The organism is Buchnera aphidicola (Aphis gossypii), from assembly GCF_013394915.1.
Classification (GTDB): domain Bacteria; phylum Pseudomonadota; class Gammaproteobacteria; order Enterobacterales; family Enterobacteriaceae; genus Buchnera; species Buchnera aphidicola_AZ.
The window spans coordinates 582852-606606 of record NZ_CP056771.1 but is presented as its reverse complement, the minus strand read 5'-3'; the positions used below and the strand labels follow the sequence as shown (position 1 = coordinate 606606).

At 28.6% G+C, this 23755-nt stretch carries 32 protein-coding genes and 1 tRNA gene; 30 read left to right on the top strand and 3 right to left on the bottom strand.

Annotated elements, in window-relative coordinates; genetic code table 11:
* Nucleotides 1–10: 10 nt before the first annotated feature.
* Genes HU701_RS02945 through deoD form a run of 3 tightly spaced genes read left to right on the top strand, consistent with a single transcriptional unit; the run spans nucleotide 11 to nucleotide 3605 of the window.
* Complete coding sequence (locus tag HU701_RS02945; RefSeq protein ID WP_178919424.1) at nucleotides 11–1597, top strand: peptide chain release factor 3; 1587 nt, start codon at nucleotides 11–13, stop codon at nucleotides 1595–1597.
* 36 nt (nucleotides 1598–1633) lie between these two features.
* The gene (locus HU701_RS02940) at nucleotides 1634–2866 is read left to right on the top strand and encodes a phosphopentomutase (protein ID WP_178919422.1); all 1233 of its coding nucleotides are present in this window, start codon (nucleotides 1634–1636) and stop codon (nucleotides 2864–2866) included.
* 31 nt (nucleotides 2867–2897) lie between these two features.
* Nucleotides 2898–3605, top strand: coding sequence for a purine-nucleoside phosphorylase (deoD, locus tag HU701_RS02935; protein WP_178919420.1), 708 nt, complete (start codon nucleotides 2898–2900; stop codon nucleotides 3603–3605).
* A gap of 12 nt (nucleotides 3606–3617) precedes the next feature.
* Here deoD and HU701_RS02930 read toward each other — a convergent pair.
* A tRNA-Ser gene (locus HU701_RS02930) sits at nucleotides 3618–3702 on the bottom strand.
* Nucleotides 3703–4143: 441 nt separating this feature from the next.
* Between HU701_RS02930 and aroK the strand changes: the two genes are divergently transcribed.
* From aroK to trpS, 4 genes are all read left to right on the top strand, one after another.
* Nucleotides 4144–4665 (top strand): shikimate kinase AroK, encoded by a 522-nt coding sequence (gene aroK / locus HU701_RS02925; RefSeq protein ID WP_158346793.1) that lies wholly within the window; start codon nucleotides 4144–4146, stop codon nucleotides 4663–4665.
* 41 nt (nucleotides 4666–4706) lie between these two features.
* Nucleotides 4707–5789 (top strand): 3-dehydroquinate synthase, encoded by a 1083-nt coding sequence (aroB, locus tag HU701_RS02920; protein ID WP_178919520.1) that lies wholly within the window; start codon nucleotides 4707–4709, stop codon nucleotides 5787–5789.
* A 171-nt stretch (nucleotides 5790–5960) separates the two neighbouring features.
* Nucleotides 5961–6647, top strand: coding sequence for a ribulose-phosphate 3-epimerase (gene rpe / locus HU701_RS02915; protein ID WP_158346789.1), 687 nt, complete (start codon nucleotides 5961–5963; stop codon nucleotides 6645–6647).
* 24 nt (nucleotides 6648–6671) lie between these two features.
* Nucleotides 6672–7679 (top strand): tryptophan--tRNA ligase, encoded by a 1008-nt coding sequence (gene trpS / locus HU701_RS02910; protein ID WP_178919418.1) that lies wholly within the window; start codon nucleotides 6672–6674, stop codon nucleotides 7677–7679.
* 113 nt (nucleotides 7680–7792) lie between these two features.
* Here trpS and tsgA read toward each other — a convergent pair whose 3' ends face one another.
* Nucleotides 7793–8962, bottom strand: a complete 1170-nt coding sequence (gene tsgA, locus HU701_RS02905) for an MFS transporter TsgA (RefSeq protein WP_178919416.1) — start codon at nucleotides 8960–8962, stop codon at nucleotides 7793–7795.
* A 322-nt stretch (nucleotides 8963–9284) separates the two neighbouring features.
* On the opposite strand from tsgA, the gene HU701_RS02900 reads away from it, so the two are divergent.
* Nucleotides 9285–10496 carry an aspartate aminotransferase family protein gene (locus tag HU701_RS02900; RefSeq protein ID WP_158346783.1) on the top strand — a complete coding sequence of 404 codons (1212 nt, stop codon included), beginning with the start codon at nucleotides 9285–9287 and terminating at the stop codon, nucleotides 10494–10496.
* Between the two features lie 35 nt (nucleotides 10497–10531).
* On the opposite strand, the gene HU701_RS02895 is transcribed toward HU701_RS02900, so the two are convergent.
* Nucleotides 10532–10744, bottom strand: a complete 213-nt coding sequence (locus tag HU701_RS02895; RefSeq protein WP_158346781.1) for a hypothetical protein — start codon at nucleotides 10742–10744, stop codon at nucleotides 10532–10534.
* A gap of 125 nt (nucleotides 10745–10869) precedes the next feature.
* On the opposite strand from HU701_RS02895, the gene fkpA reads away from it, so the two are divergent.
* The 22 genes from fkpA to rplE all read left to right on the top strand — a co-directional run bounded on the left by fkpA (nucleotide 10870) and on the right by rplE (nucleotide 23741).
* Nucleotides 10870–11625: an FKBP-type peptidyl-prolyl cis-trans isomerase gene (fkpA, locus tag HU701_RS02890; RefSeq protein WP_178919414.1), complete on the top strand. Its 756-nt coding sequence runs from the start codon at nucleotides 10870–10872 to the stop codon at nucleotides 11623–11625.
* A gap of 26 nt (nucleotides 11626–11651) precedes the next feature.
* On the top strand, nucleotides 11652–12032 hold the full coding sequence (gene tusD, locus HU701_RS02885; RefSeq protein ID WP_178919412.1) for a sulfurtransferase complex subunit TusD: 381 nt from the start codon (nucleotides 11652–11654) through the stop codon (nucleotides 12030–12032).
* A gap of 18 nt (nucleotides 12033–12050) precedes the next feature.
* Nucleotides 12051–12410, top strand: a complete 360-nt coding sequence (tusC, locus tag HU701_RS02880; protein ID WP_158346764.1) for a sulfurtransferase complex subunit TusC — start codon at nucleotides 12051–12053, stop codon at nucleotides 12408–12410.
* A gap of 12 nt (nucleotides 12411–12422) precedes the next feature.
* The gene (gene tusB, locus HU701_RS02875) at nucleotides 12423–12710 is read left to right on the top strand and encodes a sulfurtransferase complex subunit TusB (protein ID WP_158346762.1); all 288 of its coding nucleotides are present in this window, start codon (nucleotides 12423–12425) and stop codon (nucleotides 12708–12710) included.
* 116 nt (nucleotides 12711–12826) lie between these two features.
* A complete protein-coding gene (gene rpsL, locus HU701_RS02870; RefSeq protein ID WP_178919410.1) occupies nucleotides 12827–13201 on the top strand; it encodes a 30S ribosomal protein S12 in 375 nt (124 codons plus the stop codon).
* Between the two features lie 38 nt (nucleotides 13202–13239).
* Nucleotides 13240–13710: a 30S ribosomal protein S7 gene (gene rpsG, locus HU701_RS02865; protein WP_158346757.1), complete on the top strand. Its 471-nt coding sequence runs from the start codon at nucleotides 13240–13242 to the stop codon at nucleotides 13708–13710.
* A gap of 88 nt (nucleotides 13711–13798) precedes the next feature.
* On the top strand, nucleotides 13799–15904 hold the full coding sequence (fusA, locus tag HU701_RS02860; RefSeq protein ID WP_178919408.1) for an elongation factor G: 2106 nt from the start codon (nucleotides 13799–13801) through the stop codon (nucleotides 15902–15904).
* Between the two features lie 51 nt (nucleotides 15905–15955).
* Entirely contained in the window at nucleotides 15956–17140 is a 1185-nt protein-coding gene (tuf, locus tag HU701_RS02855; protein WP_158346752.1) for an elongation factor Tu, read from the top strand.
* A 255-nt stretch (nucleotides 17141–17395) separates the two neighbouring features.
* A complete protein-coding gene (rpsJ, locus tag HU701_RS02850) occupies nucleotides 17396–17707 on the top strand; it encodes a 30S ribosomal protein S10 (protein ID WP_053940444.1) in 312 nt (103 codons plus the stop codon).
* Nucleotides 17708–17733: 26 nt separating this feature from the next.
* The gene (gene rplC / locus HU701_RS02845; RefSeq protein WP_158346751.1) at nucleotides 17734–18363 is read left to right on the top strand and encodes a 50S ribosomal protein L3; all 630 of its coding nucleotides are present in this window, start codon (nucleotides 17734–17736) and stop codon (nucleotides 18361–18363) included.
* A 17-nt stretch (nucleotides 18364–18380) separates the two neighbouring features.
* Nucleotides 18381–18986, top strand: a complete 606-nt coding sequence (gene rplD, locus HU701_RS02840; protein WP_158346749.1) for a 50S ribosomal protein L4 — start codon at nucleotides 18381–18383, stop codon at nucleotides 18984–18986.
* The gene (rplW, locus tag HU701_RS02835) at nucleotides 18983–19285 is read left to right on the top strand and encodes a 50S ribosomal protein L23 (protein WP_158346747.1); all 303 of its coding nucleotides are present in this window, start codon (nucleotides 18983–18985) and stop codon (nucleotides 19283–19285) included. The genes rplD and rplW overlap by 4 nt, the downstream gene beginning before the upstream one ends.
* Before the next feature lie 15 nt (nucleotides 19286–19300).
* Complete coding sequence (gene rplB / locus HU701_RS02830; protein WP_158346745.1) at nucleotides 19301–20122, top strand: 50S ribosomal protein L2; 822 nt, start codon at nucleotides 19301–19303, stop codon at nucleotides 20120–20122.
* 17 nt (nucleotides 20123–20139) lie between these two features.
* A complete protein-coding gene (gene rpsS / locus HU701_RS02825) occupies nucleotides 20140–20418 on the top strand; it encodes a 30S ribosomal protein S19 (protein WP_178919406.1) in 279 nt (92 codons plus the stop codon).
* A 15-nt stretch (nucleotides 20419–20433) separates the two neighbouring features.
* On the top strand, nucleotides 20434–20766 hold the full coding sequence (gene rplV, locus HU701_RS02820) for a 50S ribosomal protein L22 (protein ID WP_158346741.1): 333 nt from the start codon (nucleotides 20434–20436) through the stop codon (nucleotides 20764–20766).
* 20 nt (nucleotides 20767–20786) lie between these two features.
* Complete coding sequence (gene rpsC, locus HU701_RS02815) at nucleotides 20787–21491, top strand: 30S ribosomal protein S3 (RefSeq protein ID WP_158346739.1); 705 nt, start codon at nucleotides 20787–20789, stop codon at nucleotides 21489–21491.
* Nucleotides 21492–21503: 12 nt separating this feature from the next.
* Nucleotides 21504–21914 (top strand): 50S ribosomal protein L16, encoded by a 411-nt coding sequence (gene rplP / locus HU701_RS02810; RefSeq protein ID WP_158346737.1) that lies wholly within the window; start codon nucleotides 21504–21506, stop codon nucleotides 21912–21914.
* The gene (gene rpmC, locus HU701_RS02805; RefSeq protein WP_158346735.1) at nucleotides 21914–22111 is read left to right on the top strand and encodes a 50S ribosomal protein L29; all 198 of its coding nucleotides are present in this window, start codon (nucleotides 21914–21916) and stop codon (nucleotides 22109–22111) included. Before rplP ends, rpmC begins: the two co-directional genes overlap by 1 nt.
* A complete protein-coding gene (gene rpsQ, locus HU701_RS02800) occupies nucleotides 22108–22362 on the top strand; it encodes a 30S ribosomal protein S17 (RefSeq protein ID WP_226856616.1) in 255 nt (84 codons plus the stop codon). The genes rpmC and rpsQ overlap by 4 nt, the downstream gene beginning before the upstream one ends.
* Nucleotides 22363–22471: 109 nt before the next feature.
* On the top strand, nucleotides 22472–22840 hold the full coding sequence (rplN, locus tag HU701_RS02795) for a 50S ribosomal protein L14 (protein WP_158346731.1): 369 nt from the start codon (nucleotides 22472–22474) through the stop codon (nucleotides 22838–22840).
* Nucleotides 22841–22861: 21 nt separating this feature from the next.
* Nucleotides 22862–23179 carry a 50S ribosomal protein L24 gene (gene rplX / locus HU701_RS02790; protein ID WP_158346729.1) on the top strand — a complete coding sequence of 106 codons (318 nt, stop codon included), beginning with the start codon at nucleotides 22862–22864 and terminating at the stop codon, nucleotides 23177–23179.
* 22 nt (nucleotides 23180–23201) lie between these two features.
* Nucleotides 23202–23741, top strand: coding sequence for a 50S ribosomal protein L5 (gene rplE, locus HU701_RS02785; protein WP_158346727.1), 540 nt, complete (start codon nucleotides 23202–23204; stop codon nucleotides 23739–23741).
* Nucleotides 23742–23755 lie beyond the last annotated feature (14 nt).

Genomic DNA, 23755 nt, shown 5'->3' with positions numbered 1-23755 from the left:
TAGAGTGTATATGTGTAATTTAAATGATATGTTATCAATAAAGAAAAGACGTACTTTTGCTATTATTTCCCATCCTGACGCCGGAAAGACAACCGTTACAGAAAAAATGTTACTGTTAGGTAAAGTATTACATACTGCTGGAACAGTAAAAGCAAGAGGTAGTGGAAAATATGCTAAATCAGACTGGATGCAAATTGAAAAAGATCGTGGAATTTCTATTACGACGTCTGTTATGCAATTTCAATATAAAAACATTTTAGTTAATTTATTAGATACTCCTGGTCATCAAGATTTTTCAGAAGATACATATCGTATTCTTACGGCAGTGGATTGTTGTTTGTTAGTTATTGATGCTGCAAAAGGAATAGAAGAAAGAACAAAAAAATTGATGGATGTAAGTCGATTACATCGTACCCCTGTTATTACATTTGTTAATAAATTAGATCGTGATAGTCTTGAACCAATAGAAATTTTAGATCAAATTGAAAAAGAATTAAAATTATCTTGTGCACCTATTACTTGGCCTATTAGTTGCGGTAGTCATTTTAAAGGCGTTTTTCATCTAGATGAAAAATTGATTTATTTGTATAATAAATCAGAAAAAACTAAAGTTCTTAAAGCAGATTTTAATAATTTTAAAAAAAAATTATTAAATGAATATGTTAGTTTAGATTTAATTTTGCAAGTTTATGAAGAATTAAAATTAATTAGTCATATATATGCAGATTTTAATAAAAAAAATTTTTTAAAAAATATTATTACACCTGTTTTTTTTGGTAGTGCATTAAGTAATTTTGGTATTGATCATATATTAGAAAGTTTAATCAAGTGGGCCCCTCCACCCATTTATCGAATTAGCAAAAATAGAAAAGTAGAGCCTGAAGAAAAAAAATTTACAGGTTTTGTATTTAAAATTCAAGCTAATATGGATTTGAAGCATCATGATCGTATAGCTTTTATTAGAATCGTATCCGGAAAATATACACAAGGGATTAAATTGAGACATGTTAGAATAAAAAAAAATATCATTGTTTCTGATGCATTTTATTTTATAGCGGGAGACAGATTTTATATAAAAACAGCATATCCTGGAGATATCATTGGTATACATAACCATGGAACAATTAAGATTGGAGATTCTTTTACAGAAGGTGAGGAAATTAATTTCATCGGTATTCCTAGTTTTGCTCCAGAAATATTTCGTCGAATTTTTTTGAAAAATCCGTTAAAACAAAAACAATTAAAAAAAGGCTTAATGCAATTATCAGAAGAAGGTACGATACAAGTTTTTTATCCTTTTAATAATAATTATTTAATTTTGGGAGCTATTGGTATATTACAATTTGATGTGGTGATTCAACGTTTAAAAATTGAATATAAAATAGATGCAATATACGAAGAAATTAATATCAAATTTGCTCGATGGATTACATCAAATAATAAAAAAAATATTGATATTTTTTTAAACAAAAATAAAACTTATTTAGCATTAGATAGTTTTAATAATTTAACATATTTAGCTCCTAATGAAGCTAATTTAGAAATAGCGATGTCTCAATATGTTAACATTAATTTCAATAAAATAAGAGAGCAGTAAATACAAATATATTTTAATTTATCTTGGGTATTCGAAATGAAGCGTGTTTTCTTGATGATTTTAGATTCTTTTGGAATTGGATCAAGTCTTGATTCTTATAAATTTAATGATCATGGTTCTGATACGTTTGGACATATAGCAGAAAAATGCTTTTTAGGCCAGGCTAACAAAGAAAGAGAAGGATGTTTAAAGATCCCTAATTTAAAAAAATTAGGAATAATTCATGCATATAAATCTTCAACAGGAAAGTATCCTTTAGGTTTTCATGAAAAATTTAGTCAATCTAAAATTATCGCAAGTTATGGTTTTGCCAGTCAAATTTCTTCAGGAAAAGATACTACTTCTGGGCATTGGGAAATAGCTGGCGTTCCAGTTTTAGACGATTGGTGTTATTTTAAAAAAGTTAATGACACATTCCCAAGTATTTTAATAAATGAAATTATAAAAAATTTTAAATTACCTGGTATTCTTGGTAATTGTCATGCATCTGGAACAGAAATCATTAAAAAATTAGGTGAGGAACATATGGCAACCGGTAAGCCTATTTTATATACATCATCTGATTCTGTATTTCAAGTAGCATGCCATGAAAAAAATTTTGGATTATCTAAGCTTTATAAATTATGCGAAAAAATTCGAAATTTATTAGATAAAAACAAATTTAAAATAGCAAGAGTTATCGCTCGTCCTTTTATTGGAAGTAATAAATCAAATTTTAAAAGAACAAAAAATAGATTAGATTTATCTATATACCCGCCTTCTATTACTGTTATGGAAAAATTAATAAACGAGAAACAAGGAGAGGTAATTGGAATAGGAAAGGTTTCAGATATTTATGCAGGTGTAGGAATTAGTAAAAGTATTAAATCTTTTGGATTAAAGGAATTGTGTAATACGACTATCAACGAGATGAAACTAGCAAAAAATAATACTATTGTATTTACTAATTTTGTGGATTTTGATTCTGTTTGGGGTCATCGCCGCGATGTTTCTGGATATGCTAAAGGTTTAGAATTTTTCGATGATCAGTTATCAAATATGATTAATTTAGTTAAAGAAAAAGACTTGCTTATTATCACTGCAGATCATGGATGTGACCCTACTTGGATAGGAACGGATCATACCAGAGAAAATGTTCCTATATTAATTTATTCTCCTAATAAAAAAATAAATTTTTTAGGTCATCGTAAAACTTTTTCTGATATAGGCCAAACAATTGCAAAATACTTTTCATTATCAGAAATGCAATATGGTAAATCTATATTGTAAAAATATTTATTTTAAAATAAGGAGAAAATAAGTGTCTACTTTTCATATTAATAGTAAAAAAAATGATTTTTCAGATACAATTTTAATGCCTGGAGATCCTATAAGAGCAAAATATATTGCTGAAAATTATTTAAATAATTTCAAGCAAATTAATAAAACACGGTTAATGCTAGCTTATACGGGGTATTATAAAGATAAAAAAATTTCCGTTATGAGTCATGGTATAGGCATACCATCTGCGACTTTATATGTAAGAGAATTAATAACAGAATATAATGTAAAAAAGATTATTCGAATAGGTACTTGTGGTGCTGTACGGGATGATATAAAATTACGTGATATTGTTATCGGATTAGGTGCTTCTACGGATTCGAAATTTAATAGAATACGCTTTCAAAATCATGATTACGCTGCTATTTCGGATTTTAATATCGCTTATAATGCATTTTTACTTGCAAAAAAAATAAATTTGAAGATTCATATTGGTAATTTTTTTACTACTGATTCATTTTATACTGATCAAAATATGTTAGATATTTTAAAAAAGTACAATATTGTTGGAATAGACATGGAGACAGCAGGAATATACTCTGTTGCATCTGAATTTAAAGCACAAGCTCTATCTATTTGTACAGTTTCTGATCATATTTCAAAAAAAGAATCTGTTTCATCAAAAGATAGAGAATCTAGTTTTAATGAAATGATTTCTTTATCTTTAGAAACGGCTTTATTAATTTAGTTTTTTATTTTTTGGTGAGAAAGGGATTCGAACCCTTGATACGTTTCCATATACACGCTTTCCAGGCGTGTTCCTTAAGCCTCTCGGACACCTCACCTTAATAAATTTTTAAAAATGTTTATCTTATTTAAACTGAAAAAGCAAATTACGTCAAGTTTTTAATTTATTAAATATCTAAAAATATTTATAATAAAATTATCAAGAAAATATAGAAAAAATAATCTTTACTCTGATAGAATATATTGCTTAGTTTTTAATTCTTTTAAAATGTTTCTTTAAATGTTTTCAAAAAATAACTAATTAAATATAAGGAATAAATTGATTTATGAAATACTTATAAAATTTATAAATTTTTACAATATGATTATTGAAAATAGTCTAAATGCGTTAATTTAGAATGTTGATTGAATTTTTTATTAAAAAATTTAAAAGTAATATTGTTTAAACTTTATTATTCTATTTTTAGCGTTTAATATCTTGCGAATATTAAAATGTTCAGCACGAGAAATTTCAACAAATTATTGTAGTAATAAAAAATATGGCAGAAAAACGAAATATCTTTTTAATTGGACCTATGGGCGCAGGAAAAAGTACAATTGGTCGTCAGTTGTCTCAACAACTTAATATGGAATTTTTTGATTCTGATCAAGAAATTGAAAAACGCACTGGTGCTACTATTAGTTGGGTTTTTGATGTTGAAGGTGAGAATGGTTTTCGAGAAAGAGAAGTCAAAGTAATTAATGAGATTACGCAAAAACAAGGGATTATTCTTGCTACAGGTGGAGGATCAGTAGAATATAAAAAAAATCGAAATATATTATCAGCTCGAGGGATTGTCATATATTTAGAAACTACGATTGAAAAGCAGTTATCACGTACAAAAAGAGATAAAAAAAGACCATTATTGCAAACGAATATATCAAATAGGATTATATTAGAAAATTTAGCAATTGAAAGAAATCCATTATATGAAGAAATAGCGGATTTTAAAATTCACACTGATACTCAAAGCGCAAAATCTGTTGCGAATAACATAGTTCGTTTGTTAGAAAAAATATAATATTAATAATTATTCACACTATATTTTAGAGTATAATAATGATGGAACAAATAAAAGTTGTCTTAGGTGATCGTAGTTATCCAATTAATATTGGATCCGGTGTTATTGAAGAAGATAATATTTTCTTGCCGCTGAAACCAGGGAATCAAGCTATGTTAGTTACAAATAAAACATTAGCTAATCTTTTAAAAGATAAAGTATTTTTTCAGCTAAGAAAATCAGGGGTTAAAATAGATCAGGTAATTATTTCAGATGGAGAGCAATTTAAAACATTAAATGAAGTAGAAATGGTTATTTCTGCATTACTTGAAAAAAAACATTCTCGTGATACTACTCTGATTGCATTAGGTGGAGGCGTAGTAGGTGATTTAACTGGTTTTTCCGCGTCTATTTACCAAAGAGGAGTTCGTTTTATTCAGATTCCAACTACTCTTTTAGCGCAAGTAGATGCTTCTATTGGTGGAAAAACAGGCGTAAATCATTTGTTAGGAAAGAATATGGTAGGTTCTTTTTGGCAACCATCTTCAGTTATTATAGATATCAATTTTTTGCAAACTTTACCTTATAACGAATTAATTTCAGGGGTTTCTGAAATTATTAAATATGCTATTATTTTTGATGCGATATTTTTTAATTGGCTAGAAAAAAATATTGAAAAAATATTGTTATTAGATCATAAATCTATGTGTTTTTGCATTAAAAAATGTTGCGAGTTGAAATCGAAAATTATTTCTCTTGATGAACGAGAAAATAATTTTAGAGCATTATTGAATTTCGGTCATACTTATGGTCATGCTATTGAAGCGCATGCTGGATATGGAAGCTGGTTACATGGCGAAGCAATATCAGTCGGTATGGTTATGGCAGCTCGTACATCAGAATTGCTTGGATATTTAAAAAAATCGGATTATAACAGAATAATTTCTTTATTTAAAAAAGTTGGATTACCTATAAAAGGTCCAAAAAATATGTCTGCAGTTTCATATTTACCATATATGATGCGTGATAAAAAAGTAATTTCAGGGGAAATGAGATTAGTACTTCCTATTTCTATTGGAAAAGCTAAAGTTTTTTCTGGTATAGATAAAAATGTTATTTTAAATGCTATTAAAGATTCTCAATAAATTTTTTATACTTAAAATGTTTTCAACAATATGCTTCTTGAGTATAAATGGTATTTAAAAAAGTAAAAATAAAAACACTAATACTAATTTATTAAATATTATTTTATTTTTCTAAATATTATGTTTATATTATTAGTTATTTACAAACTCATATAGATTAAGTAAATTAATATGAAAAAATTTTTGTTAGCTCCATCGATTTTATCTGCTGATTTTGCGTGTTTAGGAAAAGATACAAAAAGAGTTATTGATTCAGGTGGAGACTGGATTCATTTTGATGTCATGGACAATCATTACGTTCCTAATTTAACAATGGGTCCTATGATTTTAAAATCATTAAGAAATTTTAAAATTACTGCACCTATTGATGTTCATTTAATGACAAAACCTGTAGATAATTTAATCCCTCAATTTGCTCAAGCAGGCGCAAACTTTATCACGTTTCATCCAGAATCTACTGATCATATCGATCGGACATTAAATTTAATTAAAGAGAATGGATGCAAAGCGGGTTTAGCATTTAATCCAGCGACTTCTCTTAGTTTTTTAGATTATGTAATAGATAAATTAGATTTAATTTTGTTAATGTCGGTTAATCCTGGTTTTGGAAATCAATTATTTTTACCATCTACATTAAAAAAATTACGTGAAGTACGAGAAAGAATTGATTCGAATGCATTAGATATTTTTTTACAAGTAGATGGAGGAGTTAAATTAGAAAATATTTCTGAAATAGCTGTCTCAGGAGCCAATGTATTTGTAATTGGTTCTGGAATTTTTGATTATCCTGATTATCAAAGAATTATTAAAAAAATTCGACAAGAATTAAAATATTCTGATTTTAAGTCTATTCATTAATTTTTTATTTAAGGTTTTTAATTTATGCTTATTAATCCTAAGCCAATATTATTTAGTGCAGTACAACCTTCTGGTAAATTAACTATTGGAAATTACATTGGAACAATGCGTCATTGGTCAAATATGCAAAGTAAATATGAATGTTTATATTGCATTGCAGATTTACATGCTTTAACAATGATTAATAAAAAAAAAAAAATAAAACATGCGATATTAGACACTTTAGCTCTATATTTAGCTTGTGGTGTTGATCCCGAAAAAAGTACTATTTTTGTTCAATCGCATGTTTGCCAACATAGCCAGCTAAATTGGATTTTGAGTTGCTGTAGTCAATTTGGTGAATTATCTAGAATGACTCAATTTAAATTAAAAAAATCTCAAAATTGTGTTAAAAATAACAACATTGGCTTGTTCAATTACCCTATTTTGATGGCTGCAGATATTTTATTATATCAAACAAATTTTGTTCCAGTAGGAAAAGATCAAAAGCAACACTTAGAATTAACATGTAAAATAGCTAACCGTTTTAATTTTTTACATGGAAATGTTTTTACTATACCAAAACCTATTATCAGTGAAAACGGTTCTAAAGTTATGTCTTTATTAGATCCTACGAAAAAAATGTCTAAATCTGATATAAATCAAAACAATGTTATTTTTTTATTAGAAGATATTTCTTCTGTTGTTTTTAAAATCAAAAATTGTATTACAGATTCAGAAAACCCTCCAAAAATTTATTACAATACCAATAAAAAATTAGGAATTTCAAATTTATTAGAAATTCTTTCTGCTATAACGAATAAAGAAATTAATTTTTTAGAACAAGAATTTCATGGGGTTCTATATAGTGAGTTTAAAAATATTGTTGCGGAAACTCTATCTAAATTTTTGTTAAAACTACAAAAATCTTATATTCACCATCGTAATAATGAGTTGTTTTTAAAAGAAATCATTGAAATTGGTGCAGTGAGAGCTCGTTTAAAGTCCCAAGAAACTTTGAAAAAAGTGTTTTCTGTGATAGGAATTGATTGATTTTTTAAATTAATTAGATAAATAAACCAGAAATAGTTATATTCTAGTTTATTTATTATATAAATAACAGTTTTTTATATTTTTGTATAGATATCTTTTATTTGTAAAAAATTTTATCCTTTTAAATAAATTTTATTTCTTCTATTTATTAATATGAATAAAGATAAACAAAATACTATGCCATAAAATGCATTTGAACATATTAAAGTTGCATATAATCCTTTTTTATTAACAATGGGACTAGTTACTATAAACGTTAGTAATGTTCCAACAGTTCCAAAAAATAGAATTATATTTATTAATTTTGCAGATGGTTTTTTTGTTTGTAACGAAGCTATTGTGATAATTATGGTATAAATAGCACTAGAAAAAAATCCTAAACTAATAATGATATATTTCATTGTTGAATAGGTCGAGCTATGTATATATATGTACATTAGTATTGTTGAAATACCAGACAATAAAGCAAACATATGCTTTAAATTAAAAAATTTTATTATAAAGCTAAAAAACCACATACCAATCATGTATGCCATCCAGAAATTGCTAACTAAATTTCCTGTTTTTTTTATTTTAATTTTCATAATTTCTGTTGCATATTGAGGCACCCAAGAAATAAAACTTAGTTGACCTAAAATATATAATAATGCAGATATAGATAATAAAATTATATTAAAATTCCATTTTTTTATTTCTTCTGTATATTTTATTTTATCTTGTGATTCTGGAAAATTTAAGCTGACTGATAAAATAAAAATTATAAAATAAATAATTTCTATACATACATATACCCAATACCAAGAGACTTTGTTTTCTAATAAATATGCTGCAATGATAGGAAATATCATTCCAGACATACTAAAAAAAGAATCAGTTAGTAAAAGTTGCGATCCTCTTTTTGATCCATAATACAAGGTTGTGATGATGAAAGTGCCAATTGACATAGTAATTCCACTTACTAATCCTAGTATAAAAATGTTAATAGAAAATAATAATATATTTTTAGAAAGTATTATTCCTATTATTGAAATAATAGAAAGTATGAATCCATATATTAATTGTTTTTTTAAGGAAATAAGATTAATTAGCCAAGAATTAAGTAAAATCGATACTAATATACCTGCATTTAAACAAGTAAAAACGTTGCTCATTTGAGATATTGATAAATTAAAATAATTAGCAATATCTCCCATTATCATTCCTGTAACGACTATTAATGCACCTGTGAAAGCGTATGAAAAAAAACTAATCCATGTAAGTCCTGTTTGGTTAATGTTTTTCACTTTTTTCACCTGTTTTTATGAATAAAATTTTTAAAGTGTTAAAACTGTCTTATATTTTCAATATATTATTTATTGCAATTTCAATTTTATTCAGATATTAAAATATAAAAAATTTTTCAACTAAATATAAAACAGTTGTTTATTTTTATTGCTAAAATAAGTTTAAATTTAATAAAATATAATGTATATTTTAATTTAATTAATTCAAACTTTTTTATTTAATAAATTTTTAATTTTTTAATAATTTTTTAATTATTTTAAAATACATTTTTTATTTTTAAAAAATTTGTTAATTTAGTAAATATATATTTTAGGAAATTTAATGATATTGAAAAATGAATTGGTTACAAGAAATAATTTTAATGATTTTATTCTACCTTTTTATAACCCTTCTTTTTTTATTCCTACAAAAGGTAAAGGTAGTCGTATTTGGGATCAAAAAGGTAAAGAATATATTGATTTTTCTGGTGGAATTGCAGTTACATCGTTAGGGCATTGTCATCCTTTATTGAATAAAGTTTTAAATTATCAAAGTCAAAAAATATGGCATACTAGTAATCTTTTTACAAATGAACCATCTTTAAGATTAGCTAAAAAATTGGTTTTATCAAGTTTTGCATCTTACGTTTTCTTTGCTAATTCAGGAGCTGAAGCAAATGAAGCGGCATTTAAATTAGCACGTTACTATTCAGCTAAAAAATATCATATAAAAAAAAATAAAATTATTTCTTTTTATAATTCATTTCATGGTAGAACACTATTCACAGTATCTGTTGGTGGTCAATCAAAATATTCTGATTGTTTTGGGCCTAAACCATCAGGTATTCAGCATGCTGAATTTAATAAAATTGAAACTGTAAAAAACATAATTGATAAAGATACTTGCGCAATAGTTTTAGAGCTAATTCAAGGTGAGGGTGGAATTATTCCAGCATCAAAATCTTTTGTTAGTGAGCTTCGATTATTATGCAATAAATATAACGCATTATTAATTTTTGATGAAGTTCAAACAGGAATCGGTAGAACTGGTAAATTATTTGCATATGAGCATTACGGAATAGAACCTGATATTTTAACCATTGCTAAATCTTTAGGGGGGGGGTTCCCAATTAGCGCAATGTTAACAACTAGTGAAATTAAATCTGTAGTTACCCCTGGAATACATGGAACAACATATGGTGGAAATCCTCTTGCTTGTGCTATTGCTGAAGCAACAGTGGAGATTATTAATACTAAATATATATTATCTGGTGTTAAAGAAAAATTAAAAAGAATTAGATTTGAATTAAACATTATCAACAAACGTTTTAAATTGTTTACAGAAATTAGAGGGATGGGTTTGCTTATTGGTATTGTTTTAGAATCAAAATTTGCAGAAAAAATAAAAGATATTTTATATGCTTCATTTTTAGAAGGTGTAATTTTTTTAACTGCAGGAAAAAATGTAATTAGAATGGCGCCTTCATTGATTATTAGCGAAACTGATATCACCGAAGGAATGAATCGTTTTTGTTATGCTTTAGAAAAATTTTAAAATTGTTTTTGTGAATATTAAAATAATATTACTATTTAATAATGTGGCGGTTTTTGTATGTCTAAGATTCGATTCATACATGATTCTAAATAATTTATTTTTTTTGATAAATTTTTTATATTATCTTGTATATTTTTTATTTCTTTTTTATGTAAAAAAATATTATTCTTAAGTTCATTATAATATATTTCTTGATTATAAATTTTTTTATTTTTATTTTGAATGTTTTTAAATTTTTTTATTTTCATTTTTTATTCTTGATTATTTTAAAATTTTTTTATTTTCTATTTAATATTATATAAAATAATTTTATCTTGCGAAAGATTATTTAATAAAAATCTTAAAAATAGAAATTTATTTAATGGAGCAATAAATGATTTCTTTTCTGATTAAAAGAATTATGTTGTTATTTCTAACATTTTATATTTCTAGTGCATTTTCAGAAACACAATTAAACCCTAAAACGCAATCTTATTTAGAAAATAAAAAAGTTTTTATAAATGAAAATGAAAAAATAGGATATGCTTTAGGTGTGTCTTTAGGTAATTATGTTAATCAATCTTTTGAAAAGCAAAAACAATTAGGTATTCAATTAGATAAATATAGTCTTCTATCCGGAATTGAAGATGCTATTTCAAACAATTTAAAGTTATCTAATCAAGAAATTTCTGAAATCCTTGAAAAACTAGAAACAAAACTTAAGAATGCTACTAAAAATCAAATAGAAAAAAATGAAAAAGAAAATTTAATTCAAGGACAATTGTACATGAAAAAATTTTCTCAAATTAAAGGTGCGCATAAAACTCAAAGTGGTTTAATGTATATTATAGACAATCCAGGTAGAGGCGAGGAGATCACAGAAGATACAGAAATTACTGTACATTATAAAGGATTCTTAGTTAATGGCGTAGAATTTGATAATTCATATAGTCGAGGTAAACCTGTTGTTTTTGTTTTAAAAGATGTAATATTAGGATGGCAAGAAGGCTTGAAATATATTAAAAAAGGCGGAAGAATTAAGTTAGTTATACCTCCTTCTTTAGGGTACGGAAATTCTAGATTAAATGGAATTCCAGGAAATTCTACTTTAGTTTTTGATATCGAGTTAATTGATGTAAAAAATAATTAAAATATTAAATAGTATGAAATAAAATAATGAACTATACAGTTTTAGTAACAGGTGCAGCTTATGGAACGCAAAATGCTAGCACGGCTTTTTTGTTTTGCGAATCATTAATCAAAATGCATCATGTATTAAATAGTGTTTTTTTCTATTTTGATGGTGTACTTAATGCTAATATTATAAATAAAACACCTACTGATGAGTTTAATTTAATTCAAGGTTGGCAAGCATTATATGAAAAACATGATGTGAAGTTATATGTATGTACTACTGCAGCCGAAAGAAGAGGTGTAGTGGAAGATAATTCTATAGCTAATTTTAAAAAGGGAAATTTATCTCCTTTTTTTCGATTAAGCGGATTGTTAGAATTAGGACATGCTATATATATTTCAGATCGTATAATACAATTTTAACTTAATGTAATAATTGTTATGAAAAAAATTGCTTTTGTTTTTTCTCATTCTCCTCATGGAACAACTTTCGGTAAAGAAGGATTAGATCTTATCTTAGGAACTTCTGCTATTTTAAAAAAAATGAGTTTATTTTTTATTGGTGATGGTGTTTTGCAATTATTTAAAAGTTATAAATCAGAAAAAATTTTAACTCGTGATTACACATCTTTATTTTCTTTATTATCTTTATATAAAATACAAGATTTTTATTGTTGTAAACTATCTTTGCTGCAAAATGGACTCAATGTTAACACGAAATTTATATTACCAGTTAATATATTAAATTCATATTTTTTACGTGCTAAGCTGGACAATCACGATGCAATTATTAACTTCTAAAGACAATTTATTATGTTACATACTTTAATACAATCTCCTTACAAAACTAATATACCTCTTCTTATAAGCATGTTAAAGAAAAAAGACGATTTTTTAGCTTTACAAGATGGTGTTTTAATTGCTTTAACAAATAGTGTTTTTTTGGATAGTATCATTTTTAGCTCAGCAAATTTATATCTCATAAAAGAAGATGTTTATGCGCGAGGAATTATAAACAACATATCTAGCAATTTCATGTTAATTAGTTATATTAATTTCGTTTCTTTAACACTTAAAAATAAAACACAGATGGCTTGGTAAAGTATACTTAGTTGTTTTGACTTATATATCCAGTCTAAAATTCTACATTATAATATAATCTCAATTTTTTATTATGTTAAAATTAATCATAAAATTAATTATAAATAGGAACTTACATGGCCACAGTTAATCAATTGGTCCGAAAACCTCGCTTACGAAAAGTAATTAAAACAAATGTACCTGCTTTGTCAAATAGCCCTCAAAAAAGAGGAGTTTGCACTCGAGTTTACACAACAACACCTAAAAAACCTAATTCTGCACTACGTAAAGTTTGTCGTGTAAGATTAACTAATGGATTTGAAGTTACAGCATATATAGGAGGAGAAGGTCATAATTTACAAGAACATTCTGTTATTTTGATACGTGGCGGAAGAGTTAAAGATTTACCTGGAGTCCGATATCACGTTATTAGAGGTTCTTTAGATTGCGCTGGTGTTAAAGATCGGAAAAAAGGCCGTTCTAAATATGGCGTTAAAAAAACAAAAGTTTAATTTCTTAAATACAATAATATAAATTTTAAGGATTCCTTATGCCTCGTCGACGTATTATTACTGCTCGAAAAATTTTACCTGAACCAAAATTTTCTTCGGAGTTATTAGCTAAATTTATTAATATTTTAATGATAGACGGCAAAAAATCTATTGCTGAGGTTATTGTTTATACTGCTTTGAAAAATTTATCAAAAAGAACAGAAAAAAATGAGTTAGAAGCATTTGAAATTGCTTTAGAAAATGTTCGACCAACTGTAGAAGTTAAATCTCGTCGAGTCGGAGGTTCTACATATCAAGTTCCTGTTGAAGTACGACCAGTACGTCGAAATGCATTAGCTATGCGATGGATTATAGATTCAGCTCGAAAAAGATCAGATAAATCTATGGCTTTACGTTTATCAAATGAATTATATGATGCGTTAGATAATAAAGGAGCTTCTGTTAAAAAAAAGGAAGAAGTTCATCGTATGGCTGAAGCAAATAAAGCTTTTGCTCATTACCGTTGGTAATTTTTAAAAATTTTTATATTTATACTTAGCAAGTATTTTAATTTTGCTTAATAACAACAACCTTTAAAAACTAAAAGTAAAGTTTATTATGTCTCGTACAACACCTATTTCTCGATATCGTAACATTGGAATTAGTGCTCATATAGATGCTGGAAAAACCACTACTACAGAAAGAATTCTTTTTTATACTGGAATTAATCATAAAATTGGTGAAGTACATGATGGAGCAGCAACAATGGATTGGATGGAACAAGAACAAGAGAGAGGAATTACAATTACATCTGCTGCTACTACAGCTTTTTGGAGTGGAATGGGTAAACAATTTCAACCTCATAGGATTAATATTATTGATACCCCTGGACATGTAGATTTTACAATAGAAGTAGAGCGTTCTATGCGTGTTTTAGATGGAGCAGTCATGGTTTATTGCGCAGTAGGTGGTGTTCAGCCTCAATCTGAAACTGTTTGGAGACAGGCTGATAAATATAATGTACCGCGTATAGCTTTTATAAATAAAATGGATCGCATGGGTGCAAATTTTTTAAAATCTGTAAAACAAATTAAAACACGATTAGGAGGAAATCCCGTACCTTTGCAATTACCGATTGGTTCGGAAGAGCATTTTACAGGTGTAATAGATTTAATTAAAATGAAAGCGATTGAATGGCAAGATTTTGATCAAGGAATTACTTTTACCTATAAAGATATTCCTTCAGATATGCATGAAATATCTGAAAAATGGCATCAAAATTTGCTTGAATCTGCTGTTGAATCTAATGAAAATCTTATGGAAAAATACTTAAATGGAAATGAATTATCTGAAAAAGAAATAAAGTTAGAATTAAGAAAGCGATCTTTAAATAATGAAATTACATTGATTACTTGTGGTTCCGCTTTTAAAAACAAAGGAGTTCAAGCACTATTGGATGCAATAGTAGAATATTTACCTGCTCCTAACGATATTCAAGATATTAAAGGTATTTTAAATAATCAAACCAATCATCCTGCTATTAGATCATCAAATGATAGCGCTCCATTTTCAGCTTTGGCTTTTAAAATTTCCAATGATCCATTTGTAGGAAATTTAACATTTTTTAGAGTATATTCAGGAATAGTAAAATCAGGAGATACTGTATTTAATTCTGTTAAATCTCAGCGAGAAAGATTTGGTAGAATTGTTCAAATGCATGCAAATAAAAGAGAAGAAATAAAAGAAGTATATGCAGGTGATATAGCAGCAGCTATTGGACTAAAAGATGTAACTACTGGAGATACACTTTGTGATTTAAACGAACCTATTATATTAGAACGTATGGAATTTCCAGATCCAGTAATATCAATTTCAGTAGAACCTAGAACAAAAGCTGATCAGGAAAAAATGGGTATAGCATTAAATAGATTAGCTAAAGAAGATCCTTCATTTAGAGTTCATACTGATCAGGAATCCAATCAGACAATTATTTCTGGAATGGGCGAGTTGCATCTAGAAATTATTGTCGATCGAATGAAGCGGGAATTTAGTGTAGATGCCAATATTGGAAAACCACAAGTAGCATATCGTGAAACAATTTTAAATAAAGTTACTGACGTTGAAGGAAAACATATTAAACAATCTGGCGGAAGAGGTCAATATGGTCATGTTGTTATAGAGTTGTTTCCACTAGAACCTGGAGGTTTAGGGTATTCGTTTGTTAATGATATCAAAGGCGGGGTGATACCTAATGAGTATATTTCTGCAATTGACAAAGGTATTCAGGAGCAATTGAAATATGGACCATTAGCAGGTTATCCTGTTGTAGATATAGGAGTGCGTCTTTATTTTGGATCTTATCATGATGTTGATTCTTCAGAGCTGGCATTTAAACTTGCAGCTTCTTTAGCTTTTAAAAATGGTTTTAAACAAGCTAATCCTATTTTATTAGAACCTATTATGAAAGTTGAAGTAGAGACACCAGATGATTATATGGGCGATGTTATTGGAGATTTAAATCGTCGTAGGGGCGTTATTGAAGGTATGAAAGATTTACCCATAGGAAAAATTATTAAGGCTTGCGTACCTTTATCTGAAATGTTTGGTTATGCAACTGATTTGCGTTCTCAAACACAAGGAAGAGCTTCCTATTCAATGGAGTTTTTAAAATACGTAGAAGCACCATCTAGTATTGCTGATTCAATTATTCAAAAAAAAAAATAAATAATTCTAACTTTAAAACGTTTTTATAAGTAATATTATAAGGGATAGAAAATGTCAAAAGAAAAATTTCAACGTTTAAAACCTCATATTAACGTGGGAACTATCGGCCATGTAGATCATGGAAAAACAACATTAACTGCGGCAATTACTACTGTTTTATCTAAAAAATATGGTGGTTCTGCACGTGCTTTTGATCAAATAGATAATGCTCCAGAAGAAAAAGCTAGAGGTATTACAATAAATACTTCACACGTAGAATATGATACTGAATTAAGACATTATGCGCATGTTGATTGTCCAGGCCATGCAGATTACATCAAGAATATGATCACTGGAGCTGCTCAAATGGATGGAGCTATTTTAGTAGTTGCAGCTACTGATGGACCAATGCCTCAAACACGTGAACATATTTTACTTGGTAGACAAGTAGGCGTTCCCTATATTATTGTATTTTTAAATAAATGCGATATGGTAGATGACGAAGAATTATTGGAGTTAGTAGAAATGGAAGTTCGTGATTTATTAACTCAATATGATTTTCCAGGGGATAACACTCCTATTATTCGCGGTTCTGCATTGAAAGCTTTAGAAGGTGATCCTGAATGGGAATCGAAAATATTAGAGTTATCTAAATTTTTGGATAGTTATATTCCAGAGCCAAAGAGAGCAATTGACCAGCCGTTTTTATTACCTATAGAAGATGTTTTTTCTATATCTGGAAGAGGAACAGTTGTTACTGGAAGAGTAGAAAAAGGAATTATAAAAGTAGGAGAAGAAGTAGAAATTGTAGGAATTAAAAAAACAACTAAAACTACTTGTACTGGCGTAGAAATGTTTAGAAAATTATTAGATGAAGGTCGTGCCGGAGAAAATGTAGGTGTGTTATTACGTGGAACAAAGCGAGATGAAATTGAAAGAGGCCAAGTTTTAGCTAAGCCTGGTAGTATTCATCCACATACAACATTTGAGTCTGAAGTCTATGTTTTATCGAAAGAAGAGGGCGGTCGACATACTCCATTTTTTAAAGGGTATCGTCCTCAGTTTTATTTTCGAACCACTGATGTGACAGGTTCTATTGAATTGCCTCAGGGTGTAGAAATGGTAATGCCAGGAGATAATATAAAAATGACTGTTACTTTAATTCATCCTATCGCTATGACAGATGGATTGCATTTCGCAATACGTGAAGGTGGTAAAACTGTCGGTGCTGGTGTGGTTTCAAAAGTACTAGCTTAATATTTTATGCTGTACTTGGTTGAATTTATTAAGAAAAGAGTATACAATGCTCTTTTCTTGGTATTTTGATTAATACTATAGATTATTTTTGAAAATAAAATAGTTTTATATAATTAAAAATTTTTTTAATTTGAAATATTTTAAAATACTCCTAATATAGGGGTTATATAGAAATTATTATTAATTACATCCAATCTCTCTAAAAAGAGATAGGTCAAAATTTTTATTCTTTAATAAAATTGGAGTTCTGGTATAATGCAGAACCAAAGAATTCGTATTCGTTTAAAAGCATTTGATCATAGATTAATTGATCAATCAACCACAGAAATAGTTGAAACAGCGAAAAGAACTGGAGCACAAGTGCGTGGTCCTATACCGCTTCCCACTCGTAAAGAGCGATTTACTATTTTAATTTCTCCGCATGTTAATAAAGACGCTCGTGATCAATATGAAATACGTACGCATAAACGATTAATTGATATAGTAGAACCCACTGAAAAAACTGTTGATGCACTAATGCGACTTGATCTCGCTGCTGGTGTAGATGTTCAAATTAGTTTAGGTTAATTAGATAGATATATAAGGTTTGTAAAATGATTGGTTTAATTGGTAAAAAACTTGGTATGACTCGTATTTTTACCAAGGAAGGACATTCAGTTCCTGTTACTGTAATTGAGTTTAAGGAACATCGAATAACACAGATAAAAAATATAGTAACTGATGGGTATTTTGCTATTCAAGTTACCACAGGTATAAAAAAATTAAATAGACTTAATAAACCTCAATCAGGTCATTTTTTAAAAGCCGGTGTTGCTCCTGGAGATGGTTTATGGGAATTTAAAACAAATGCAAATGAAAATTTTAAATTAGGTCAAGTTATTAAAGTTAATATTTTTAATGATATTAAAAAAGTAGATGTTATAGGTGCATCTAAAGGTAAAGGTTTCTCTGGTACTGTCAAACGTTGGAATTTTCGCACTCAAGATGCCACGCATGGAAATTCATTGTCTCATAGAGTTCCAGGTTCCATTGGTCAAAACCAAACCCCTGGAAGAGTATTTAAAGGAAAAAAAATGGCGGGACAATTGGGAAATAAACGTGTTACAGTGCAAAATTTAAATATAATACGCATTGATTTAAATCGTAATTTACTTTTAGTAAAAGGTGCTGTACCAGGATCTACAGGTAGTGATCTTATTGTTAAACCAGCTATTAAGATTTGAGGAATAAGGAATTAAGCATGGAATTAGTAGTTAAAGACGTGCAAAGCCTTCTTAGTGTTTCTGAAATCATTTTTGCTCGAGATTTTAATGAAGCTCTAATTCATCAAGTGGTTGTTGCTTATTCAGCGTCTACTCGTCAAGGTACGAGAGCACAAAAAAGTCGTGCTGATGTTTCTGGTTCAGGTAGAAAACCATGGCGTCAAAAAGGAACTGGACGTGCTCGTGCAGGTTCTTTTAGAAGTCCTATTTGGCGTTCAGGAGGAGTAACATTTGCCGCAAAACCTCAAGAACATTCTCAAAAAATTAATAAAAAAATGTACCGTGGCGCATTAAAAAGTATTTTTTCTGAATTAATACGTCAAAAACGATTAATTATTTTTCAAAATTTTTCTTTAATTTTACCTAAAACAAAACTTTTAGTTGAAAAATTAAAAAAAATAAATTTAAAAAATGTTCTGATTATTACAAGTACATTAGATAATAATCTCTTCCTTGCTTCTAGAAATTTATATGCAGTTGATGTAAGAGATGTACATTCTATAGATCCAGTAAGCCTGATTGCTTTTGATCATATCTTAATCACTGTTGAAGCTTTGAAAAAAGTAGAGGAAATACTTTCATGATTTCTGAAGAGCGTTTGTTAAAAATACTACTCTCTCCGCATATTTCTGAAAAATCATCTATATTAATGGAAAAGTTTAATACTGTTGTTTTAAAAGTTTTAAAAAGTTCGACTAAATATGAAATTAAATCTGCAGTAGAAAAATTATTTAATATACAGGTAGATAGTGTAAAAACATTGCGTGTTCAAGGAAAAAGAAAGCGCCACTCTAACCGTGTTGTTTTTCGTAAAGATTGGAAAAAAGCATATATTAAAGTCAAGAAAGGTCAAAATTTAGATTTTATAAGTAATATAGAGTAGGCAGAGGAAATAAGAATGGCAATTGTTAAATGTAAGCCGACATCCCCAGGTCGACGTCATGTTATTAAAGTTGTCAATAAGGAATTATATAAAGGGAGGCCACATTCTTCACTTATTACCAAAAAAGGTAAAACTGGAGGACGAAATAATAATGGTAGAATTACAACCCGACATATTGGTGGGGGACATAAACGTGCATATCGTGTTATAGATTTTAAAAGAAATAAAGATAACATAGATGCTGTAATAGAAAGATTTGAATATGATCCTAATCGCTCTTCTAATATTGCTTTAATATTATATAAAGATGGAAAACGAAGTTATATTTTAGCTCCTAAAGACTTAAAGATAGGTGATACTGTTATCTCTGGACAAAATGTTCCTATTAAAACAGGAAATAGCTTGCCAATTAAAAACATTCCTATTGGTTCTTTTATTCATAATGTAGAAATGAAACCAGGAAAAGGTGGTCAAATTGCTCGATCTGCGGGAAGCTATGTACAATTAGTAGCGCGTGATCAAGATTATGCTACTTTAAGATTAAGATCAGGTGAAATGAGAAAAACTGAATCTAATTGTAGAGCTACAATTGGTCAAGTAGGAAATGCAGAACATATGTTAAAAGTGCTAGGTAAAGCTGGTGCTGCACGCTGGGTCGGAATTCGACCGACTGTACGTGGTACTGCTATGAATCCGGTTGACCATCCTCATGGAGGTGGTGAAGGAAGAAATTTTGGAAAACATCCAGTGACTCCTTGGGGCATTCAAACAAAAGGGAAAAAAACTCGAAGAAATAAACGTACTGAAAAATTTATCTTACGTCATCGTCATAAATAACTTTAGAGAATTATCTTATGCCACGTTCCTTAAAAAAAGGCCCTTTTATTGATATTAGTTTATTAAAAAAAGTAGAACAAGCAGTAAAGTTAAATGATAAAAAACCTTTAAAAACATGGTCTAGACGTTCAACAGTATTCCCGAATATGGTTGGTTTAACAATATCTATTCATAACGGCCGAAATCATATTCCGGTTTTTATTACTGAAGAAATGGTTGGACATAAATTAGGTGAATTTTCTTTAACTCGTACTTACAGAGGACATACTGCAGATAAAAAAGTAAAAAAACGTTAGAAAAAAGAGGAATAAATGGAAACTTTAGCTCAATGTCGAAAAGTTCGATCTTCCGCTCAAAAAATTCGCTTAATAGCAGATTTAATTCGTGGCAAGAAAGTGCCAATAGCATTAAATATATTAAATTTTAATAATAAAAAAGCCGCAGTTTTAGTTAAAAAGGTATTAGAATCAGCTATAGCAAATGCAGAGCATAATAATGGCGTTGATATAGATCGATTAAAAGTTAAAAATATATTTGTAGATGAAGGTTCTACAATGAAGCGAATGATGCCTCGTGCTAAAGGGCGTGCAGATCGTATTTTAAAACGAACTAGTCATATAACTGTCATTGTTGCTGATTTTTAATGTTTTTTGGAGGAGAAGGAATGGGTCAAAAAGTGCATCCTAATGGTATGAGATTGGGTATCATTAAAAAATGGAACTCTGTATGGTTTTCAAATACTAAAGAGTTTGCAGATCATATAGATAGCGATTATAAAGTTCGTCAATTCTTAATGAAAGAACTGATAAAAGCATCAGTATCCCGTGTTATTATTGAGAGACCCGCTAAAAGTATTCGTGTAACTATTTATACAGCTAGACCAGGTATCGTAATAGGAAAAAAAGGTGAAGATGTTGAGAAATTAAGAGTTGTTATTGCAAAAATCACTGGTGTTCCAGCTCAAATCAATATTTCTGAAGTTAGAAAACCTGAATTAGATGCAAAGCTTGTTTCAGATAGTATCACTTCTCAATTAGAACGAAGAGTGATGTTTCGAAGAGCTATGAAAAGATCAGTGCAAAATGCAATGAGACAAGGAGCAAAGGGTATTAAAGTAGAAGTAAGCGGTAGATTAGGTGGCGCTGAAATAGCTAGAAGAGAATGGTATAGAGAGGGTAGAGTTCCGCTGCATACTCTACGTGCTAATATTGACTATAGTGTTTCAGAAGCTCATACGACATATGGTGTAATAGGTGTAAAAGTGTGGATTTTTAAAGGGGAAATACTAGGTGGTATGTCAGCTATTGAGAAATTAGAAAAAAAACCATCTGTTCAATCGAAAAAGCAGAATCGTAAAAATCGCAAGTAGGAGAGTTTTCTAATGTTGCAACCAAAACGTACGAAATTTCGTAAAATGCATAAAGGGCGGAATCGTGGACTTGCAATTGGTACTGATATTAACTTTGGTATTTTTGGATTAAAAGCAGTGGATCGAGGACGTTTAACTGCTCGGCAAATTGAATCTGCGCGAAGAGCTATAACACGATTTATTAAAAGACAAGGTAAAGTTTGGATACGTATTTTTCCTGATAAACCGATCACACAAAAACCATTAGAGGTTAGAATGGGAAAAGGAAAAGGTAATGTTGAATATTGGGTTGCTTTAGTACAACCTGGTAAAATACTTTATGAATTAGATGGTGTATCTGAAGAAGAGTCTCGTATAGCATTTAAGTTAGCCGCATCAAAATTGCCTATTAAAACTACTTTTGTAACTAAAACGGTGATGTAATGAAAGGATTATTAAAATTTCGTAAAAAAAACTTTCCAGACCTTAATATAGAACTTTTACAATTATTAAGAGAACAATTTAATCTTCGTATGCAATCTGCATCAGGTAAACTAAAGCAGCCACATTTATTACGAAAAGTGAGAAGAAATATTGCACAAGTAAAAACAATACTAACTGAAAAGGAGCGCCTTAAATAATGGAAAAAATTCGTACCTTACAAGGTCGTGTTACGAGTAATAAAATGAATAAGTCAGTTGTTGTATCAATTAAGCGTTTTGTGAAGCATCCAATTTATAAAAAGTTTATAAAAAAAACGACAAAACTACATATTCATGATGAAAAAAATGAATGTTCTGTGGGCGATTTAATAGAAGTTAGAGAATCTAGGCCAATTTCCAAAACTAAATCTTGGATATTAGTTCGTATTGTTGAAAAAACTATTTTTTAAAAAATATTTTAAAACATGATCAAACTTAGGTCTGTTCATGTTTTCTATTAAAAAAATATTATTAATATTATACTCAGTAATAATTTCATTTGAATTGGAATAATATAATATGATTCAAGAACAAACTATTTTAAATGTAGCTGATAACTCTGGTGCGCGTTCAGCTATGTGTATCAAAGTATTAGGTGGATCTCGTCGTCGTTATGCTAAAATTGGTGATATAATTAAAATTACAGTAAAAGAAGCTATACCAAGAGGGAAAGTAAAAAAAGGAGAAGTTTTAAAAGCAGTAGTTGTTAGAACAAAGAAAGGGGTAAGAAGATCTGATGGTTCTACTGTACGTTTTGATCGAAATTCTTGTGTTATATTAAATAATAATGAACAACCTATAGGAACTCGTATTTTTGGACCTGTCACTCGAGAATTAAGAAATGAAAAATTTATGAAAATTATTTCATTAGCTCCTGAGGTCTTATAATAAATATTTAAGGAATATAAAATGGCATTCAAATTTCGTCAAAATGATGAAGTAATAATTTTAACAGGAAAAGAAAAAGGGAAAAAAAGTTTTATTAAAAATATTTTATCATCTAATAAAGTAATTGTTCAAGGTTTAAATTTAGTTAAAAAACATCAAAAACCCATTCCTTCTCAAAATAAAAACGGTGGTATTATTGAAAAAGAAGCTCCTATACATATTTCCAATATCGCTATTTTAAACCCAGAATCTAAAAAATCAGATCGTGTTGGTTTCAGATTTGAAGAAGGTAAAAAAGTACGTTTTTTTAAATCAAATGGTAATACAATTAAAAAATAGTTATGATATTTTGGAGTGATATATGGTTGAATTACATAGTTATTATAAAACCAAAATAGTTAAAAAGCTTATGATAACGTTAAATTATAGTTCTATTATGCAAGTACCTAAAATCGATAAAATTATTTTAAATATGGGTGTTGGATCGGCAGCTTCTGATAAAAAAAATTTAGATAATGCTGTTTTAGATTTAACTGCAATATCTGGACAAAAACCAATAATTACCAAAGCAAGAAAATCTGTAGCTGGTTTTAAAATTAGAAAAGGTTATCCTATTGGTTGCAAAGTAACGTTACGCGGAAAAAGAAAATGGGATTTTTTAACACGCTTAATTAGTATTGCAATTCCTCGTATTAGAGATTTTAGAGGTTTATCAATGAACTCCTTTGACGGTCGAGGAAATTATAGTTTGGGAATACGAGAACAAATTATTTTTCCTGAAATTCATTATGATAAAATCGATCGTGTTCGTGGTTTAGATGTAACTATTGCTACTACTGCAAAATCAAATAATGAAGGTCATTTATTGTTATCTGCTTTTAATTTTCCTTTCCGTAAGTAACGTAGTTTAATATA